Origin of the sequence: Nonomuraea sp. NPDC049714, assembly GCF_044465295.1 — a bacterium.
Lineage (GTDB): Bacteria > Actinomycetota > Actinomycetes > Streptosporangiales > Streptosporangiaceae > Nonomuraea.
This window is the reverse complement of sequence record NZ_JBITLM010000002.1, coordinates 751,210-768,001: the sequence shown is the minus strand read 5'-3', so window position 1 is coordinate 768,001 and position 16,792 is coordinate 751,210. Positions and strand designations below refer to the sequence as shown.

The window sequence follows — 16,792 nt, the reverse complement described above, 5'->3', positions numbered from 1 at the left end:
GGGTCAGTGCTGTCCTTCCAGGGCGGGGGTGGGCAGTTGCAGGACCGGCAGGGCCGGGGTTCGCTCCTGGAGGGTGCGGTGGTCGATGTGCGCGTGGTCCTGGCGCTCATGGCCGAGGGGCGCGTCCGCAGGTTCAGGCGTGGAATTCGGTGTGGTTTCCGGGTCAAGCTCCGGCACGGTGACCGGCTCGGGTGTCGCCGGTTGGGTGGTGGGGGCGCGTGAGAGCACGAGTTTGGTGAGGGCCAGGAAGGCCAGGGCGGGGATGGCGGCGATCAGCCAGCCAGTGGGGTGGGGTTTGGCGACGGCGATTTGGGCCGCGATGGACAGTCCGGCGGAGGCGATGAGGACGATCATCGGGTAGGTGATGGATTGTCCGTTGCGCTTGCGTCGCCGGACTTCCAGGCCGGAGGCGGTGGGGGTGAGTTCGGAGATGACGGCGTTGGTCCAGCCGAACCATTCGCCGGTTCCTTCGGGGCTGTTGGCCATGGTCCAGTCGTGGACGTGGGTGAAGGAGGCTGCTCCGGCCATGAGGCCGACGAGGAGCAGGATGAGGAGTTGGACGCCGGATTCGACGCGTTCGGTTCGGTTAACGGATGAGGACATGGTGTTCCTCCTGGACGTCGCGTTGGGGGACGACGGGTTGATGGCAGTCAAGGCAGGTGATCGAGGCGGTTGCCAGGAACGAGGCCGCGTGGTGGGTGACTCGGTTGCACGCGCAGATGGCAGGCACGATGTTGATCGCGTAGGGCTCTGCGGTGACGTGCTCGATGTCGGGCTGATCCCAGCCGGTGACACGTGGGGTGATGCCGCACAGGGGGCAGCAGCGTGATGCTCCTCCACGCCGTTTCAGGGAGCGTTCGAGGTTGCGTCCGCCGGTCCAGAGTCGGGCGACGACGAAGTCGATGCCTTCGGCGGTGATGACGGCCATGAGACGGGCACCGGTGCCGTTACGGTGCTGGCGGAGGCGGCGGTTCAGGTCGCCGGGGGTCCAGCCGATGTAGTGGCGGGCGTGCTTGTAGGGCCGCTCGAAGTGCAGCAGGTAGACGGTTCCGGCGTTCATGGGCGCTCACCGCCCCAGCGCTGTTGGGCGGCCTGGCGGGTGATGCCGAGAGGGCGGGCGATGTCGGCCCAGGAGTAGCCGTAGTTGGCTCGGAGCTGGATGACGGCTTGGGCGATGGCGTGATCGAGTTCAGCGACGACGCCCGCGAGGTCGGCGAGGGCTTCGATGTCGCCTTCGGCGATGCGCTTGCTGTAGGCGCGGATGATCCTTTTGAGGAACGCGGCGTAGTCGGGGGTTTCGATGGAGCGGCTCATGAGGCGCTCCGCTTGGTACGACGCGCACGCAAGGCCTTGTCGAGAGCGGCCAGCTGCTTCCCGGTGGGCTTACGCTTGGGCAGCGCGCGGGTGACGTCGTAGAGGTAGGCGACACGGCCGCCTTTGCGCCACAGGATTTGGGCGACGGGGGCTTGTCCGCCGGGGCGCAGGCCGAGGGCGGCGAGTTGGCGTCGAGTCTTCAGGTGCTTGGGTGCCCACTTCCACGGATAAGTGGGCAACTTGTACTCGGAGCCAGTGGGGTCGTAGAAGACGACCCGTGTACCGGGGGTGGCGTTGAGCCGTTCGAGCTGCGGTATCCGAGCAGCCGAAGCGGGAATAGAGTGCATGACAGTTCTGCTCCTTTGCTGGGAGTGAGCTGAGGCGAGGGCCGGGGATCTTTGGCGAGAGGTCCGGCCCTCGCGTGCATGTTCAGTCGGTGCCGTCAGCCAAAGTGATGGGGTCGCCGCAGCAGGTGCAGCGCCAGCCGTCAGCAGCCAGGTACGTGGAGCGGCACTGTCCGTCGCACAGGACGAATTCGGCGGTGCCGTTGCTGTCGGTGCCGAAGATGAGCCACGGGGATTGGCAGATCGGGCAGGCCAGCGCCCAGGAGATGAGGCCCATGGCGAGTACCTCGGCGCAGGCCGGGCAGTAGCAGCGGCCGTTTTCGCGCTGGCCGATGAGCCAGCCGGCGGGTGTCGCCTCAAGCAGGGCGACGATGTTGCGGCAGTGGTTGTCGCACTGGGCTATCCAGTTGCGTAGGTCGGGACTGCCGTTGGGGTGGTAGGCCTTGTGGATCACAGCGGCCTCCAGTGGGGGTCGTCGTAGGCGGAGGCCGGGACGGTCATCGCGGTCGTTTCTCCATCGATGCCGGTGTCGACGTCGTTCTTGAGCCAGAACATGGGCAGGCGCCAGGTGTAGGGGCGGCTGAGTTCGTCGTACCAGCGGGTGTGCTGGATGATGTGCGGGCTTTCCAGCCAGGCGATGCCGGGGTTGGCCTCAGCGGGCATCGGGGCACACCTCCCCGCGGTGCTCGCATTCGAGGCGAGGGCCGTGTCGTGGTGCATGATGGGTTCTCCATTCAGGCGGCGAGAGGTACGGCGGCCTGGTCGCCGTTGCGGCGGGTCCAGGTGACGTAGTCGACGAGCTGGTGGATTTGCGCGTCGGTGAGATAGGCGGCTTTGACCAGGTGCGGGATGCCGCCTTCGGCGATGAGGTAGAAGACGCCGGGGGTTTCCGGGCTGATGGCTTGGGCGTTGAATCCAGCTGAGGCCCAGCCGTGGCCCAGGATGATGTCGGAGCTGTTCGGGGTGGTGCAGCGAAAGGCTGCCCGGTAGCCGAACAGGTCGCGTAGCGAGGTGGGGATGATGTCCACGCTCGGGCGTTGGGTAGCGGCGATGACCGGTATGGCGCAGGCGCGGCCTCGTGCGACCAGGTCGCGGACGAGTGCGATGAACTCTTTCTGCTGCTCGGGAGTGCCGGTGGTGGCGGTGTAGTAGGCGAGTTCATCGATGAAGACACCGATGACCTTGATGGCGTCGCTCGCCAGGAACTTGCGACGTCCATGCGCGACCAGCCAGGAGTAACGGCGATCCATCACCTTTTGCAGGCGGCGCAGCACGCGTAGGCCCTTGTCGATGTCGGGGCCGACGAAGACGCCGCCGGTTGCTTCGGCGGCTTCCATCCACATCCCCAGTTCGACCCACTTGGGGTCGAGCAGAACGGGAGTGAAGTCGTGGCACAGGAAGGCGTGCCCGACGAGGTTTTGGATCAGTACGGACTTGCCGCCGCCGGGTTCTCCGGCGTCCAGCAGGTTGTGATACACCAGGTCGAGGTAGACCGGGTTGCCGAATTCATTGATCCCGATGAACACCGGGTCGAACATGGACATCGACGGCGCTACCGGGATCGTGGCCGGAAGGTCGGAAAGAGCCGCGTGCATGGCAGCGTCACCTCTTACGTGTCAGGCGAATGTGAGAGGTGCTACCAGGAGGAGCAAACGAGGTTCTCCCGGTAGCGGACGACGCGTCAGATCCAGTCGAGGTCGGGGTTGTCCGTGGCCGTCTTGGCAGGGATGCCGTTGACGGCCGGGGGTCGGCCGTTCTTCTTGGCCGGACGCTCGGTGGGGTCGGTGTCGTCGTTTTCCGGCACGTCAGCGAGATCGAGCTGAGCCGGAACGGTGGCGATCGGCCGGGTGATGGCCGGAACGTCGGTCGGCAGCTCCTCGGTGAGAGGGGAGCCGACCAGGCCGCCGAGGACATCACGGCGTTTGATGTCCAGGTAGATAGCGGCGGAGTTGGAGGTGCGGGCCTTGGTCACGGTGACCGAGGCGGCCCAACAGGCAACGGCGATTCTGCCGAGCTGGTTTTCGATCTGGTCCAGGGACAGGCCGGGACGCAGCCAGACCCAGACGCGTTCCCCGACCGGGATGGGCTTGGCCAGGCCGATGAACGGCAGATGGCCGTGCCGGTCGGTGGGCAGGAAGGTGCTGAAGCAGGCGCGCAGGCGGTGCCGGACGATGAGGCACCACAGCAGAGCGAGCGCATACCGGCGCGAAGCGGGCGTGAGGCAGCAGCCTGCGATGACGCTAGCGTAGGCGGCGCCGGTGATGAGGGGGTTGGTCTGGTCTTGGAGGTACACCCAGCCGCCGATCAGCAGCAGGACGAGGGTGATTTCCGGCAGCCACCACCAGATGGCGCGCAGGACGGGCCAGATGGCGATGATGGAAGCGGCGAGGCCGCCGATGATGGTTCCGGCCGCGAGACCGATCGGGACGGCAGCGAGCGGGGGCAGGTAGTAGGTGGAGATGACGGCGGCGAAGATGCCGACAACCGCCAAGACCACGTAGAAGGTGATCTTCGCGGTGCGCAGGTAGCTGTGCTGCACGTTGTTCTGGATCACGGTGACGGAGCTACCGCGACGGCCAATGCCGCCTCTGTTGTGGTGATGTACCCCGAAGGTACTCTTGGACATGACTCTCCTCCTCGTGGCGAGGGTGGGGGTTGAGAGCGGGACCGTGCGTTGTAGCAGGCGATACGGTCCCGCTTATGTGTGACGAGGCTGAATAACGACGATTTAGAACCTGTGATTAGGGGTTCTGGATAACGTCGTCGTAGTCGCCGTTGGCGAACCTGGTTGCGGTTTGGTCGCAGTCACGCGCCCAATCGGTCCATGCCTTTGCGGCTTTTTGGTCGCCGGCCTTCTTGGCCTTGGCGGCTTTGCGCCACGCATCGGCGGCGGCATCGGAGTTGCAGGTGATCGCGTCTTCGCGATCCTTGAAGAGCCAGCCCATGGTAGGAATCCCTTCTGATCGGATTACGCGGTGATGATGAGAGCGGCGATGAATAGCCAGCCCACATGCCAGGACTGGTCGAGGGCGTAAGCGCCCGTGCCGAGATGTGCGGCGTCGTCAGTTCCAGGACGGGGGAGCCCCATTCGGAAGAAGTCGTACTTGCCGATAACCTCGGCAAGACGGGCCAGCGTGGTACGGCGATCAGCCCAGTAGTGCGAGAGCGCATCCACCGCGAATCCAGCGAGCAGAGACAATGGCTCTGTCGTCAGGTCGGTGGTCAGAGCGAGCGCGACGAACGCGATGCCCTTGGTGATGGTCAGGGTGGCCACGTGCCGAAGGCACGCGAGTCGTCCCGCGATTGTGGGCGCGCCCTTGGCGCACGCCTGATGGTGGGTCTGAACCCAGTGATCTCCTACGCTGTGTGCGACGTAGAGCGTCACAAAAACCGCAGCGAAATCAGCGGTGTTCGTCATGATGACGACTCCTCTGAAGATTGTGGATTTGAGCCGATTGCGGCTCAATGCGGACCTGGAATAGCCAGGGATGATCGCCGGGATCGGTCCTCACGTGAATGTCAGAACCGATCCCAGGCGAGATCAGGCAGATCAGGTCGGAGAGGTAGCAGATGCTCTCCGGGCGATGGGGCCCTATGCGGGCCACTGATCACCTGTTGTGTTCTTGATGTGAGCGGACTTCGCTTCGACCTTCAGCTCGGGACGCTGTCCTTGGCGTAGGTCGGGGAAATGCGGTCTACTTGCTGGCCGGAGCACCAGCGGGCTTGATGTCAGCCGCGCGGAAGGCCACGCCGTTGCGACCGTTGGTCGCCCAAGGCAGTGCCTCCAGCTTGAACAGGGAGACCTGAGAACCAACGGTCACCGTGGGCCTTTCACCGGCCGTAGTGACGTTGATCATCTCGCCGCCCGTCTCGTCCAGCGCCATGACCTGCGTGACCCACATCGGTCGGCCGGTCTCCCGCTCGGACTTCTGACGCCCGTTCTGGTCGGACTTCTCGACCGCTTCCTTCGTCACCATGAACGACTTGCCGGTGACGTCGATCAAGAGCTTCACTGAGCTCACCTCCGATTCGAGGGCCGCACCCTTGTGGTGCGAACTCCCTGTGCTTCGAGGTTGGCGCTTCTTCTCGAATTCGGGGATACTTTCGAAGTGGCCAAGGAGGATGACCACATTGACCTCGCGGAGGCAGCATGGGACAGCCCAGGAAAGAGCTGACACCCGATCGTTCTCCCTTGCACCTCTGGGGCTCCGAACTACGGGCATGGCGCGATCGTCGAGGTCTCTCACTGGCCAAAATGGGAGAACTGATTCGTTATAACGCCAGCTACTTAGCTCGAATTGAGCGCGGTGAGCGCAAGCCACCACGCGAACTGGCTGAAATAGTAGATCGCGAACTCAACACGAGTGGCGCACTTCTTCGCCTCTGGAATCTTGTTGATCCCAACCCGAATGAGATTCGTCACGCCAATCATGTGGCCAATCAGGCTGACCATGTGGCCAACACGAGTCAGGTTGTGGCCTCCGTGGCCCATCTCCCAGCAGAGTCTGAAGAGGCGGGGATCACTGTCCCCTGCCGCACTTCAGACGGAGGGATCATCTTCGTGACTCTGCCCCGCCGTACGTTCCTCAGCGGCCTGGGTCTTAGCGCTGTAACGGCAGCCGTCACCGGACCGCCGGCTATCGCACAAGCCAGATCAGTACCTCTTGCAGGTGCAGCAGCTCCGGACCTCAATCCTGCGGAGCACTTCCGGCAGCTTCGCCAGGTCCTCATCGACAACGACAACCTCTTGGGACCACTACGCACGATTCCGACCGTAGAAGCCCAGATCAGCGCCATTCAGCAGCTTCGCCAGGTTCACGGAGGATCTGACGGCCGCGATCTGCTCTACATCCAGACGCAGTACGCTGAGTTCTGCGGATGGCTGCACCACGATGCAGGTAACTTCCAGGCTTCGCGGTACTGGCTTGACCGAGCTCTTGAGTGGTCCTACGCGACTGGCGATATCGACATCACCACGTACATCCTGGCGCGTAAAGGGCAACTCGCGGGGGACATGGGTGACGCCATAACCGCAATCGGTGTCTCGACAGCGGCCAAAGCTCAAGCACGTCCGGATACCAAACTTGGAGCGATCGCCGCAACCTATGCTGCATACGGCCACGCTTTGGCGAAGGACCCAACAGCATCGGCTCGCGCTCTTGACGACGCACAAACGATCCTCTCCACCCTCGATCTCGATCCCTCATCACCGTGGGGGACGTGGATGGATTCGTCCTATGTCGACGTCCACCGAGCGCGGAGTCATCATGTTCTCGGCGACCACAGACGTGCGGCCGAGGGTTTCCAGAACGCGATCATAGGATTGCCTTCCGGCTATCATCGTGATCGAGGTGTCTACCTTGCCAGAGAATCACTCGCCCACGCGGGAGCGAAAGAGATCGAGCAGGCCGCCACGGTTGGCCTACAAGCTCTTAGCATTGCGCAGGCCACAAGCTCTGCTCGGATCATCACCGAGCTAACCAGGTTGGACGGTCAACTGGAGCGTTGGGGCAGCATTCCTGCCGTCTCAGAGTTCCGCGATACCTTCGACGAAATCGTGGCCCATCAGGCGTAAGATCACCGTACTGCGTTCAAAGGACGATTACTCTTGTCTCCGCGCCCATATGTACTACTGAGCTGCGCCGTCTCCGTAGACGGTTACATCGACGATGCCAGTCCTGAGCGACTGTTGCTTTCTAACGTCGCAGACTTCGACCGAGTAGACGAGGTGCGCGCCCAGAGCGATGCCATCCTCATCGGTGCGACCACGATGCGCAAGGACAATCCGCGTTTGCTGGTCAACTCCGAGGAGCGACGCACTCAACGTGTTAAACGGGGGCTTTCTCCGTATCCCCTCAAAGTCACTATCACCGCCAGTGGCGACCTGGACCCTAACCTCAAGTTCTGGCACCACGGTGGCGAAAAGGTAGTTTACTGCCCGAATTCAACGGTGCCGAAGGTTCGAGCGAACTTGGATGGCCTCGCCGACGTCGTAGGCACCGGACCCATCCTCAGTTTGGCCGCCATGCTGGACGACCTGGGTTCACGTGGCGTGCATCGACTCATGGTTGAAGGCGGCAGCACCATCCATACACAATTCCTCACCCAGAACCTTGCCGACGAGATCCATCTTGCGATTGCACCGATCTTCGTAGGCGACTCAAAAGCTCCCCGGTTCGTCAATGACGGAATATTTCCAGGCGGAACAGCTCGCCGGATGAAGGTTGCAGACGTCCAGACTGTTGGCGACGTCATCGTAATCCGGTACTTGCCCAAGCAGTCCTCCGGAGACTCCACATCATGAATCCGGCCAAGGCTACCGATGCCGACCGTCAATGGATGCTTGAAGCAATCGATCTCGCCAGAAAGTGTCCACCATCATCAACGGCCTTCTCCGTTGGCGCGATCATTGTGGGCAAGGATGGACGGGAAATCGTCAACGGATACTCACGAGATGTTGACATACATGCACATGCCGAAGAATCGGCATTGTCCAGAGCCGGTGAGACGTCATTGCGTGACGCGACGCTATACAGCACTCTTGAGCCTTGCTCGGTACGTAAGTCACGTCCAACGACATGTACAGAGCTCATCCTGGCTGCTGGTATCCCACGTGTCGTGATTGCGTGGAGAGAACCCAGCCTATTCGTGGCCGACTGCCAAGGAGTCGAAATTCTTCAGGAGCACGGAGTCGAGGTTGTAGAGCTACCCGACCTTGCAGCCCTGGCCAGCGCAGTAGGCATGCCCAAGAGCCTGTAACAGCTGATGCTTGTGAGAACTTTCTCTACAAACTTAAAGCGGCCCTGACCGGGCCGCACGCGCCGCCGACGCGACGCGGGCCGGGCACTCCACTTGGGCTCCATGCCCGACCCGCAGAACGCCGGTCGGCTGGCGCGGACGAGGACAGGGCCGCTTTTGGAGGGGGCGCACTGCTCTGCTCACAGGGCCGAGCTGGTCAGCGCAAGCGGAGGCAGCCACAGGGCTGGCCTTACTACGTGCCTCCGGCGGGGGCGCTCCGGCTCCGGGATGGCGTCGCACGCCCGTGCGGTGGTGGAGTGGCTGGGGTAGAGGCCCATCCCGTCTGCCATCGATCCAGGCAAGCCCAGCAGACTGCCTCCTCCGCCGCAAGCCCGGCCGTGACCGTTGGGGTCTCATGACCGTGGAAGGCGCCCAGGCGCAGGGACACGCGAAGCCGGGCTTGCACCTCCGTCGCCGGCCCGCTGCCGCTCCGCGGTGGGTCGACGGCAGACGGGATGGGCATGCGCATGTTGCTTGTTCACTCTCCCTGTTCGAGCTCTTGAACAATGGTGTCAAGCATCTGATCAACATTGAGAGCTTGCCGATAAGCCAGGCCATGCAACTCTCTGATCTCATCAAAGAGGGGAGATTTGAATATAACTGTTTTCGGTATTTCTTTAGCAGATTCTTGCACCATCCTACTGCGGGCACTTACTTCCAGCTGTTCAATTATGATCCCATCTCCATTATATATCTGAAGCGTGTATGGGTCCTGCCCCATGGCAGATGAAGCTACAACAATACTAGCTGACGAAGTTGAGTAGGAGAATTCAAGTGCTTGCATGCCGCGTGGTCCTCTGCGGAGATGCTCCCATGTAATGGAACCCATTCGTGTTCTAATTAGTAGATTGGCCACAATCTTAGCCAAACGTGGATCTGGACGTGCTGCTTCAATTTTCGGTTCTGTCATCACTGTCCCTCTTCCGCTTGTGCGCCCTGCATTGCCGCAAGAACGCCTAACTCATTAGTGACAGCAGCAATAGCCTCTCTGGCCGTCTTTGTTGCGAGAACAAGATCGAGCCCTTCGGCGCCATCTATAAGATCAGTCTTCGCTACCGAAGCTTTCATAACTGACGACTGTAAGACTTTCATAACTTTCTTATCGGTAACTGAGACAACGCTCAAATATCCCCTCACTTGACCCGCCTGCCAACGCCAACTCGTGAGCCAAGCCATAGTCAATTCTAGAGAAGAGACATGAACGGCTCTATCCAACTCCTCTTCAATGCGCTGAAGTTGTGGTATCAGCATTAACAAGCTATTCCGTGCAATAGATTGCTGTGCTGCTCGTGCAGCATCCCTAGCGGCTTCGGCCGCACGTCTAGTTTTTAACAATTGCCATAAGGTGAAAGAGAACCCTAGTAGAGCGAGAGGGATTGCAGAATAATTGGCAACTTGCTCAACTATGTCATCAAGCGGTAGGACCTCCTTCCAGCTCCTTGCTGTCAACTCGATCCCCTCATAAAACCTCCCATAGTGACCTAATTGCTAACAGGGAGGGAAGACGGTTGCATGTAGAGATATGGTCTTTAGCAATCGCTAAACTCCCCCTCGATTTCATGCAGTGCATTTCTCGCATCCCTTAATGCGATAGTCGCTCTTACTGAATAAGTGCCTAAATCATAATACGCCGCCAAGCCGTATTTGCACAGGCCATTCGTTCCCTTGTCAGGTGCATCGGGTACATAGCGCCCAGGATTATGATCACGAAACAATACACCATCTAACATGTCTACAATCCGATCAACAGCATCTGCTGCTTCCTTTCCGAGGAGCTCATCCCCGTACTCCCAAACGCATGAACTTAGATTTTGGGTAGCCCGAACAAGTTCATCGGGAAGGTCTGCAGCACTACATGTTGCTAATTCTAAATTCTCGTGCCGATGTAAGCGCACAAGGCTATCCACTAGCCTTTCAGTAACAACGGCTGCGCGTAAAGTCTCAGCCAAAGCATGTCTTTTCAATTCGATTTGTCGTGACCGGTTCGCGTGAATAGCGGAAGCTCTGATCTCAAGTTGTGCAGCATTTACCATTCCGCGAACTTGTATCCATGCTGCCCAACACGTGAATCCGCCACCGATGATTGCCCCGAAAAGCCCTGCCAGAACTCCCGACCAGAACATACTCATACATACTAGTCTGCATCGGGTCCGAGACAACCGGATCAGACGAGCCAAACGAGTCCGGCATGCGAATCCTCGCTTGTCCCTAGCTCCCTGTGTTGCTGGACGAGAGGTTCAGCTAGGAACATGAGTGACCAACTGAGTGACATTCCAGGTGCCATCAGACGCTCGCCCCTGCACATCCATGCATCTTAAGACGCTCCTGACCAGGTCAAATACTAGGTCCAAGGTGAATCGCTATTGCTTCACACCGAAGAGGTCACTGGTTCGAGTCCCAGTTAACGGTAGACGAGCACCGCAGCCACGGTGCGCGGTGGATCTTGTTCCGTCTCTGTTCCGCCACAGCCCAAGAAGCGCCGGAAGCTACTGACAACTACTGAGACATGCTGCCGCAGCTCAGAACCGAGATCGCGAAGCAACCCAAGGTCAGCGAAGCGCCTAGAACAGAACCCGGCCTACAGGCCGGCTCGTCTCACACCCGGCCGCCGCCTCTCGCCGGCTCGGGCCGCGTACCGGTCATGAGCGCGTGGGCTCTCGGGGCGCGCGGACGCTCGGGGAGGGCCGCGCGGAGGCGCCGACGTCCGCCGAGAAGGCGACAGGCGGTCATTCGGCAGGCGGACGACCGCCACCGCGACCCCCGCCTAATGTCGGCGGCATGTTGAACAATCAGGTGACCTTCCGCCGCGTCACAGCAGGCCTTCTGCTCATCGTGGCCCCGCTGCTGCAGGCGCTGGCCGTCATCATCGACCCCGGCACGTGGGGCGACGATCGTGAGGCGGTCAGCTTCGGCGACAACCCCGTCCTCGCCCAGACCCAGTCCGTGCTCTATCACTGGAGCTGGATGCTGATGGCGGTGGCCGCGTTCGGGCTCGTCCATCTCACCAGGCGCAGGGCGACCCGGCTCGGGCACGTGTCCGGCGCGTTCACCGTGATCGGTTACCTGTCGCTCTCCGGCCTGCTGCTGAGCGACCCCGTGGAGTGGTGGCTGGGACAGCGCTACACACCGGAGCAGGCGCAGAAGATCCTCGACGAGATGCTGAACCTGCCGGGCGTCGTCTTCGGCTTCCAGATGCCGTGGATGTTCTTCGGCTTCCTCGGCCTGCCGGTGCTGGTCGCGGCGGTGTGGCGGACCGGGTTCACCGGCTGGTGGGTGCCGGCGCTGGTCGCCGCCGGTTATCTCGGGTCGTTCCTGGTGGAGTACGGGCCCGCGACGGTGGTCTTCTGGACCGTGCCGGTCGTCGGGCTGGGCTGGATCGGGCTGAAGGTGCTGCGCATGGGAGACGAGGCGTGGGCGGCCTACTACCCGGCCGTCGCCGCAGGACGTCCGGGGGAGTCGTACGCGCACACCGGCGCTGAATGAGGGGCGAAGGGCCCCGGCGCCTCCGCCCCTCGGGCCCCTGGGAGTCAGGACCTCCCGCGAAGCGAGCCATGGGCACTGGGGACGGCCTCGCGGATGCCGACGACGTTAGGCGCGGACGCGCGCCCGGTCTGTGGAGGATTACGCAGAACGGGCGCCGTCACTTCTTCACCGAAAGCGTGGAGGGCACCGGCGGCAGCATGTGCACCCTGGCCGAGCCGATGTCGAAGTAGAGGCCCACCAGTTTCAGCCGCCCGGATCGGATCTGCTCGTCCACCTTCCGGTAGGTGCGCAGGTTCTCCAGCTGCTGCTGCACGTTCACCCGGCAGAGCGTGTCCAGGGCGTTGCCGTCCAGCCGGTCGCCCTCGGTCTCGATGAACCTGGCCAGGCTGTGGTTGCCATGACGCAGCCAGCGCCGCATCGCCGGCAGGCTGCCCGCCTTCACCCCGCCGCTGAGCAGCCCGGCCATCGCCCCGCAGCCCGAATGCCCGCACACCGTGATCGTGTGCACACCCAGCACCTGCGTCGCGTACTCGATCGCCGCCCCCACCGAGTCGTCGTGCGAGTCGTCGCCCTTGCGCGGCACCAGGTTGCCGATGTTGCGCACGGTGAACAGATCCCCGGGGCCGCTGGCGGTGATCAGGCTGGGCACGACCCTGGAGTCCGCGCACGTGATGAACAGGTGGGTCGGCTGTTGTTTACGGGCCAGCTCGGTGAAGATGGGCCGCACCAGCGGAGCCGTACGCCGGTGAAACTCCCGCGCGCCCGCGGTGAGCTGGCAGTCCGGCTGCACGGGAGTGCCGTGCATCGGCATGACGCGGTGGGCCGTACGGTGACGCCGGTGGGCCCACGGCAGCCACGACCGCTCCGGCGCCCTGGCCGGGTTCTTGGCGGGATACATGCGGACCCCGCTGGCCGCCATGGCGTACCACTCGTCGTGGAGCTCGTCGATGTCGACGGTGCCGCCGAGCCGCTCGTGGTCCTGCCGCCAGGAGTGGATCGCCTCGAAGGCGGCGTTGTCCATGAAATCGATGTCCAGGTCGAGGTCCACGGCCGCCCCCGCGGGGATGGCCCGCAGGTCCTGCGTGAGCCGCGGCACGCCGAGGAAGGTGAGGGAGCCGGAGATCGTCGCGTGGTGGCGTCCGTCGGCCTCCAGCCGGGTCTTGACGGTGACCCAGGTCAACCGGCGCAGCGCGAGCAGCGCGGCCAGGGCCAGGCCGAACAGCACGCCTTCGGCCAGCCCCAGCACGATCACACCGCCCATCGTGACGATGTAGGCGGGCACCTCGCCGTGGCCGTGCACCTTCTTGATGTGGCCGAGGTTGACCATCTGCACGCCGATGAACACCAGCAGCGCCGCCAGCGCCTCCATCGGGATCAGCTGGATCGACCAGCCGAAGCCGAGCGCGAACACCAGCACCCACACGCCGTGCAGGATCGTCGACGCCCGGCTGCGCGCGCCCGCATGCGCGTTCGCTGTGCTGCGTACGATCACTCCCGCCAGCGGCAGGCCGCCCAGCGCGCCGGAGACCATGTTGGCCACGCCCTGCCCGGCCAGCTCCTGGTCCAGGTCGGCGCGAGGGCCGGTGTGCATGCTGTCGACCGCGACCGAGCACAGCAGCGACTCGACCCCGGCCAGCAGCGCCACCAGGAGCACCGCGGCCAGGATCAGATGCCAGTCTCCCTGCGGCAGCACGGGGAAGGCCCACTGGGTGAAGGTGTTGGACAGGTCGATGCGGGTGACGTCCCAGTTGAAGGCCCAGGCGCTGGCCGAGGCGATGAGCAGCGCCGCCAGCGGCGCGGGCACCGCCTTGACCGGTTTCGGCATCCGCAGCCAGACAGCCAGCACCCCGATCGTGAGCAGGCCCACCGCGATCTTGTGACCGTGCAGCTCGGCGAGCTGGCCGGGCAACTCCACCAGGTTGGCCAGCGCCGAACGCTGCGGGCTGCCGCCCAGCACGATGTGCAACTGGGACAGGGCGATGACCACGCCGACGCCCGCCAGCATGCCGTGCACGACGGCGGGGGAGACGGCCAGCGCCGCCCTGGCCGCCCGGAACACGCCCAGCAGGAGCTGCACCGCCCCCGCGAGCAGGGTGATCATGCAGGTGGCCCGCCAGCCGTACGTCTGCACCAGGTCGGCGACGACCAGGGACAGTCCGGCCGCGGGCCCGCTCACTTGAACGGCCGAGCCGCCCAGGGCTCCCGCCACGATGCCGCCGACCACGGCGGCGATCAATCCTGCGGCGAGCGGGGCCCCCGAGGCCATCGCGACGCCCAGTGAGAGGGGCACCGCGACGAGGAAGACCACGAGCGAGGCGGGCACGTCGTGCCTGAGAGTACTCAGGACGCTACTGTCAGTCACGCGGGTCATGGTGCAAACCCTAGTGCCGCCACGGTCGTCCTTAAGACGCGGACAACGGGTTTTACAGAAGTATGCCGTCCCCGTCGTGTCGCTCGGCGCCGCGCCGATCAACGGTAGTAGTCGGGGAACTCCTGCTCCGGGGTCGTCCGGCGGTGCCCGCCGGTCTGCTCGGCGGAGCGGCCGGCCTCGGGGGCCGCGCTGTAGCCGGGCCAGGTTCCGGCGGCCGCCGCGGGCGGCTGCTCCTGCCACGCGGCCGGGCTGTTGGCGTAGTCGCCCGTCTCGTACGCGTACGCCTGGGCGGGTTGCACGGGCGATGGGGCCGACAGCACGTCGTCGTAGGCCGACACGGCTCTGGCCGGAGCCGTGGGTGTGCTGGTGGCGGGGGAGGGGCCGGTCAGCGGGTCGGAGTCGTCGGCCACCGCCCAGCCGGGCCGCACCTCGTAGGAGGTGGGGTAGGTGGATGCCGGCGCGGTCGGCGCGGGCTCGAACGCGGGCCAGGATCCGCTCGGGGTCGAGCCGGCGGGGGCGGGGTCGTCAAGGATGTCGGGCGAGGCCGCCCAGGAGCCGGACGTGGTGGCCGGGGTGGCCGGGGTGCTGTTCCAGGTGGGGTCGAGCGGGCCGGCGCCGCCGGTGTAGGCGGGGAACGGGTCGCTGGTCGGCGCTCCGTGCAGGGGTGCGGCGGGCATGGCGGGGAAGGAACCGCTGGACGCCGGGTGCACGGCCGGGAAGGAACCGCTGCCGGGAGAGCCGTTGCTGGACACCGACCGGTAGCGGGAGTCGCCGCCGGGCGCGGGCTGGCCGTTGCTCGAAAGGGACTGGCTCTGCGTGGCGGGGAAGGAGCCGCCGGTCTGCAGCGGGTCGGGCCGGGTCGACGGCACCGACTGGGCGCCGGCGCCCAGGATGCTCATCACGTCGGCCGTCGGGGCGGCGAACGTCACCGTGCGCTGGTCCGCCAACTGCCCGTTGGACTGCGCGGGGCGCTGCTGCACCGGCTCGACCAGGTTCGCCAGGCCTGCGGAGGCGGTGGCGGGAGCCGGGGTCGGTGCGGGGGCCTTCGCGGGGCGCTGGGGTAGCGGCGCCTGGATGGTCGCCGCGTTCGGGTCGGCGGCGACGGGCTCACGCCTGCCTCTGCGGGCGGGCCGGGCGGCCGGTCGGCCGGGCTCAGCGGAGCCGGGCCGGGCCGCGGGCCGCTCACGCTCCGCGGGGGCGCTGGGCCGCTCACGCTCCGCCGGACCGCCGGGGCGCTGACGCTCGCCGCCGGGCCGTTCGCCGCTGGGCCGCTCACGATCGACGGGACGGGAAGCGCCCTTACGGGCGGCGACCGTGCCGCCGGCGCCGAAACCACCCTCCTCGGCGTCGCTGCGGATGTTGGCCCAGAACTCCTCGTCCTCATCATCGGAGCTGGGGTTGCCCCACTCGTCAACGCCACGCTTGCCACGCTGGCCGGTGCGCACCGGTTTGGCCTTGCGTTCGTCAATAGGGCTGAAGTCCGGGCTGAACTTACTCATCTTGGGCTCCGACGCGGCGAACTCGTCCGTCGAGCGCGCGTGGGTCAACCCCTCCTTCTCAGCCATCTCCTTCAGCCGTTCGGGAGGAAGCGAACTCTCCCGGCGGTTCATGGAACGCATGCCCAGTGCCACGACGACGAGCACGAGGAGCACGACAGCGACCAAGCTCACGACGACCGCGATCATTGCACCACCCTCAAAGCCATGGCCTCCCTGTGGCGCCGGTGAGATCGCGCGGCCATCGACGCGACCTGCCCCCTGTGATCACCAGCACCTAACAATTCGATCTGATTCTGTCGGACCACTATGAGCGTTGTCACACCCTAAGTGAAGAATTGGTAACCATTAATACGCGCAGTGTCCGCGATTTCACTCAATGTCAACCACCGTGAGTCTTCCACGGGCAATGGTCTGGTCCGCGATCTTCTTCAGGATCTCGGAGAGGTGGGCGCCCTCCTGGACCTCGACCCGCCCGCTCAGCGTGTAGACGCTGAACCGGTAGGTGCCCTTGTCATTGCAAGGGGGCTCGTAGCCGACCTTGCCGCTGGTGACCTTCGCCTGACTGGAGCCTTCTGGCAGGCTCTCGGCGGAATCGGCGCCCAGCTCGGTCGTGGTGGCGGGGATGTTGAACAGCACCCAGTGCACGGCCGACGTGGACGGAGTATGGGAATCGACGACGATCGCGACCGACTTCGCCTTCGGCAGGGGCTGACTGGACCAACGCAGCGCCGGGCTGCCTTCCGCGCCCTTGCAGGAGTGCTGGCGGGGCAGCGGTTTACCCTCGCTCAGATCCGGGCTCGAAACGTTGATCCTCGCGATGTCGCTGGCTTCGGATCTGCCGAAGAAGGCTCCGCAACCGGTCGAGGCGAGTGTCGCCATCACCGCTGTCACAATGACAGCGGTGCGTCGCACACGCCTTGCCTTGTTACGCAGCCCCATGCCGCATGATGCTACGCGGGTCTAGACGCTGCGAAGACCGTTTC

21 protein-coding genes are annotated in these 16,792 nt (G+C 64.2%); 4 read left to right on the top strand and 17 right to left on the bottom strand.

From position 1 onward, the window contains the following. Positions 1-3: 3 nt before the first annotated feature. From ACIBQX_RS10475 to ACIBQX_RS10425, 11 genes are all read right to left on the bottom strand, one after another. A complete protein-coding gene (locus tag ACIBQX_RS10475) occupies positions 4-603 on the bottom strand; it encodes a hypothetical protein (RefSeq protein WP_397002804.1) in 600 nt (199 codons plus the stop codon). Further along, positions 587-1,060 carry a hypothetical protein gene (locus tag ACIBQX_RS10470; RefSeq protein ID WP_397002802.1) on the bottom strand — a complete coding sequence of 158 codons (474 nt, stop codon included), beginning with the start codon at positions 1,058-1,060 and terminating at the stop codon, positions 587-589. Before ACIBQX_RS10470 ends, ACIBQX_RS10475 begins: the two co-directional genes overlap by 17 nt. Beyond that, entirely contained in the window at positions 1,057-1,314 is a 258-nt protein-coding gene (locus tag ACIBQX_RS10465) for a hypothetical protein (protein ID WP_397002800.1), read from the bottom strand. The genes ACIBQX_RS10470 and ACIBQX_RS10465 overlap by 4 nt, the downstream gene beginning before the upstream one ends. Next, complete coding sequence (locus ACIBQX_RS10460) at positions 1,311-1,661, bottom strand: RRQRL motif-containing zinc-binding protein (RefSeq protein ID WP_397002798.1); 351 nt, start codon at positions 1,659-1,661, stop codon at positions 1,311-1,313. The genes ACIBQX_RS10465 and ACIBQX_RS10460 overlap by 4 nt, the downstream gene beginning before the upstream one ends. An 82-nt stretch (positions 1,662-1,743) precedes the next feature. Continuing rightward, positions 1,744-2,112, bottom strand: a complete 369-nt coding sequence (locus ACIBQX_RS10455) for a hypothetical protein (RefSeq protein ID WP_397002796.1) — start codon at positions 2,110-2,112, stop codon at positions 1,744-1,746. Continuing rightward, complete coding sequence (locus ACIBQX_RS10450) at positions 2,109-2,321, bottom strand: hypothetical protein (RefSeq protein WP_357587197.1); 213 nt, start codon at positions 2,319-2,321, stop codon at positions 2,109-2,111. The genes ACIBQX_RS10455 and ACIBQX_RS10450 overlap by 4 nt, the downstream gene beginning before the upstream one ends. Before the next feature lie 71 nt (positions 2,322-2,392). Beyond that, positions 2,393-3,253 carry an FtsK/SpoIIIE domain-containing protein gene (locus tag ACIBQX_RS10445; RefSeq protein ID WP_397002794.1) on the bottom strand — a complete coding sequence of 287 codons (861 nt, stop codon included), beginning with the start codon at positions 3,251-3,253 and terminating at the stop codon, positions 2,393-2,395. Between the two features lie 86 nt (positions 3,254-3,339). Further along, on the bottom strand, positions 3,340-4,284 hold the full coding sequence (locus ACIBQX_RS10440; protein ID WP_397002792.1) for a hypothetical protein: 945 nt from the start codon (positions 4,282-4,284) through the stop codon (positions 3,340-3,342). 115 nt (positions 4,285-4,399) lie between these two features. Further along, on the bottom strand, positions 4,400-4,603 hold the full coding sequence (locus tag ACIBQX_RS10435) for a hypothetical protein (RefSeq protein ID WP_397002790.1): 204 nt from the start codon (positions 4,601-4,603) through the stop codon (positions 4,400-4,402). 23 nt (positions 4,604-4,626) lie between these two features. Next, complete coding sequence (locus tag ACIBQX_RS10430; RefSeq protein WP_397002788.1) at positions 4,627-5,076, bottom strand: DUF3307 domain-containing protein; 450 nt, start codon at positions 5,074-5,076, stop codon at positions 4,627-4,629. A gap of 277 nt (positions 5,077-5,353) precedes the next feature. Further along, positions 5,354-5,662, bottom strand: coding sequence for a hypothetical protein (locus ACIBQX_RS10425; RefSeq protein ID WP_397002786.1), 309 nt, complete (start codon positions 5,660-5,662; stop codon positions 5,354-5,356). A 146-nt stretch (positions 5,663-5,808) separates the two neighbouring features. Here ACIBQX_RS10425 and ACIBQX_RS10420 point away from each other — a divergent pair, with 146 nt between their 5' ends. From ACIBQX_RS10420 to ACIBQX_RS10410, 3 genes are read left to right on the top strand one after another with little or no spacing between them, the layout of a single operon-like run. After that, positions 5,809-7,233 (top strand): helix-turn-helix domain-containing protein, encoded by a 1,425-nt coding sequence (locus ACIBQX_RS10420; protein ID WP_397002784.1) that lies wholly within the window; start codon positions 5,809-5,811, stop codon positions 7,231-7,233. Between the two features lie 33 nt (positions 7,234-7,266). Then, a complete protein-coding gene (locus ACIBQX_RS10415; protein WP_397002782.1) occupies positions 7,267-7,962 on the top strand; it encodes a RibD family protein in 696 nt (231 codons plus the stop codon). Beyond that, positions 7,959-8,417 carry a deaminase gene (locus tag ACIBQX_RS10410; protein ID WP_397002780.1) on the top strand — a complete coding sequence of 153 codons (459 nt, stop codon included), beginning with the start codon at positions 7,959-7,961 and terminating at the stop codon, positions 8,415-8,417. Before ACIBQX_RS10415 ends, ACIBQX_RS10410 begins: the two co-directional genes overlap by 4 nt. A 517-nt stretch (positions 8,418-8,934) precedes the next feature. Here ACIBQX_RS10410 and ACIBQX_RS10405 read toward each other — a convergent pair. The 3 genes from ACIBQX_RS10405 to ACIBQX_RS10395 all read right to left on the bottom strand — a co-directional run bounded on the left by ACIBQX_RS10405 (position 8,935) and on the right by ACIBQX_RS10395 (position 10,585). Next, positions 8,935-9,240, bottom strand: coding sequence for a hypothetical protein (locus ACIBQX_RS10405; RefSeq protein WP_397002778.1), 306 nt, complete (start codon positions 9,238-9,240; stop codon positions 8,935-8,937). A gap of 125 nt (positions 9,241-9,365) precedes the next feature. Continuing rightward, positions 9,366-9,905 (bottom strand): hypothetical protein, encoded by a 540-nt coding sequence (locus ACIBQX_RS10400; protein ID WP_397002776.1) that lies wholly within the window; start codon positions 9,903-9,905, stop codon positions 9,366-9,368. Between the two features lie 80 nt (positions 9,906-9,985). Beyond that, the gene (locus ACIBQX_RS10395; protein ID WP_397002774.1) at positions 9,986-10,585 is read right to left on the bottom strand and encodes a hypothetical protein; all 600 of its coding nucleotides are present in this window, start codon (positions 10,583-10,585) and stop codon (positions 9,986-9,988) included. 649 nt (positions 10,586-11,234) lie between these two features. On the opposite strand from ACIBQX_RS10395, the gene ACIBQX_RS10390 reads away from it, so the two are divergent. Further along, positions 11,235-11,939: a hypothetical protein gene (locus tag ACIBQX_RS10390; RefSeq protein ID WP_397002773.1), complete on the top strand. Its 705-nt coding sequence runs from the start codon at positions 11,235-11,237 to the stop codon at positions 11,937-11,939. Between the two features lie 157 nt (positions 11,940-12,096). Here the strand turns inward: ACIBQX_RS10390 and ACIBQX_RS10385 are convergent, their stop codons facing one another. The 3 genes from ACIBQX_RS10385 to ACIBQX_RS10375 form a co-directional block, all read right to left on the bottom strand. Next, on the bottom strand, positions 12,097-14,310 hold the full coding sequence (locus tag ACIBQX_RS10385) for a SulP family inorganic anion transporter (protein ID WP_397002771.1): 2,214 nt from the start codon (positions 14,308-14,310) through the stop codon (positions 12,097-12,099). A gap of 98 nt (positions 14,311-14,408) precedes the next feature. Further along, a complete protein-coding gene (locus tag ACIBQX_RS10380) occupies positions 14,409-15,995 on the bottom strand; it encodes a hypothetical protein (RefSeq protein ID WP_397002769.1) in 1,587 nt (528 codons plus the stop codon). A gap of 183 nt (positions 15,996-16,178) precedes the next feature. Further along, complete coding sequence (locus tag ACIBQX_RS10375) at positions 16,179-16,748, bottom strand: YbhB/YbcL family Raf kinase inhibitor-like protein (protein ID WP_397002767.1); 570 nt, start codon at positions 16,746-16,748, stop codon at positions 16,179-16,181. Between the last annotated feature and the right edge of the window lie 44 nt (positions 16,749-16,792).

Bases quoted from the DNA above. Each gene is read 5' to 3' on its own strand.
- ACIBQX_RS10380 (WP_397002769.1), bottom strand. From the start codon at position 15,995: ATGATCGCGGTCGTCGTGAGCTTGGTCGCTGTCGTGCTCCTCGTGCTC.
- ACIBQX_RS10465 (WP_397002800.1), bottom strand. From the start codon at position 1,314: ATGAGCCGCTCCATCGAAACCCCCGACTACGCCGCGTTCCTCAAAAGG.
- ACIBQX_RS10390 (WP_397002773.1), top strand. From the start codon at position 11,235: ATGTTGAACAATCAGGTGACCTTCCGCCGCGTCACAGCAGGCCTTCTG.
- ACIBQX_RS10440 (WP_397002792.1), bottom strand. From the start codon at position 4,284: ATGTCCAAGAGTACCTTCGGGGTACATCACCACAACAGAGGCGGCATT.
- ACIBQX_RS10435 (WP_397002790.1), bottom strand. From the start codon at position 4,603: ATGGGCTGGCTCTTCAAGGATCGCGAAGACGCGATCACCTGCAACTCC.
- ACIBQX_RS10420 (WP_397002784.1), top strand. From the start codon at position 5,809: ATGGGACAGCCCAGGAAAGAGCTGACACCCGATCGTTCTCCCTTGCAC.
- ACIBQX_RS10410 (WP_397002780.1), top strand. From the start codon at position 7,959: ATGAATCCGGCCAAGGCTACCGATGCCGACCGTCAATGGATGCTTGAA.
- ACIBQX_RS10375 (WP_397002767.1), bottom strand. From the start codon at position 16,748: ATGGGGCTGCGTAACAAGGCAAGGCGTGTGCGACGCACCGCTGTCATT.
- ACIBQX_RS10470 (WP_397002802.1), bottom strand. From the start codon at position 1,060: ATGAACGCCGGAACCGTCTACCTGCTGCACTTCGAGCGGCCCTACAAG.
- ACIBQX_RS10475 (WP_397002804.1), bottom strand. From the start codon at position 603: ATGTCCTCATCCGTTAACCGAACCGAACGCGTCGAATCCGGCGTCCAA.
- ACIBQX_RS10385 (WP_397002771.1), bottom strand. From the start codon at position 14,310: ATGACCCGCGTGACTGACAGTAGCGTCCTGAGTACTCTCAGGCACGAC.
- ACIBQX_RS10445 (WP_397002794.1), bottom strand. From the start codon at position 3,253: ATGCACGCGGCTCTTTCCGACCTTCCGGCCACGATCCCGGTAGCGCCG.
- ACIBQX_RS10460 (WP_397002798.1), bottom strand. From the start codon at position 1,661: ATGCACTCTATTCCCGCTTCGGCTGCTCGGATACCGCAGCTCGAACGG.
- ACIBQX_RS10430 (WP_397002788.1), bottom strand. From the start codon at position 5,076: ATGACGAACACCGCTGATTTCGCTGCGGTTTTTGTGACGCTCTACGTC.
- ACIBQX_RS10405 (WP_397002778.1), bottom strand. From the start codon at position 9,240: ATGCAAGCACTTGAATTCTCCTACTCAACTTCGTCAGCTAGTATTGTT.
- ACIBQX_RS10395 (WP_397002774.1), bottom strand. From the start codon at position 10,585: ATGAGTATGTTCTGGTCGGGAGTTCTGGCAGGGCTTTTCGGGGCAATC.
- ACIBQX_RS10450 (WP_357587197.1), bottom strand. From the start codon at position 2,321: ATGCCCGCTGAGGCCAACCCCGGCATCGCCTGGCTGGAAAGCCCGCAC.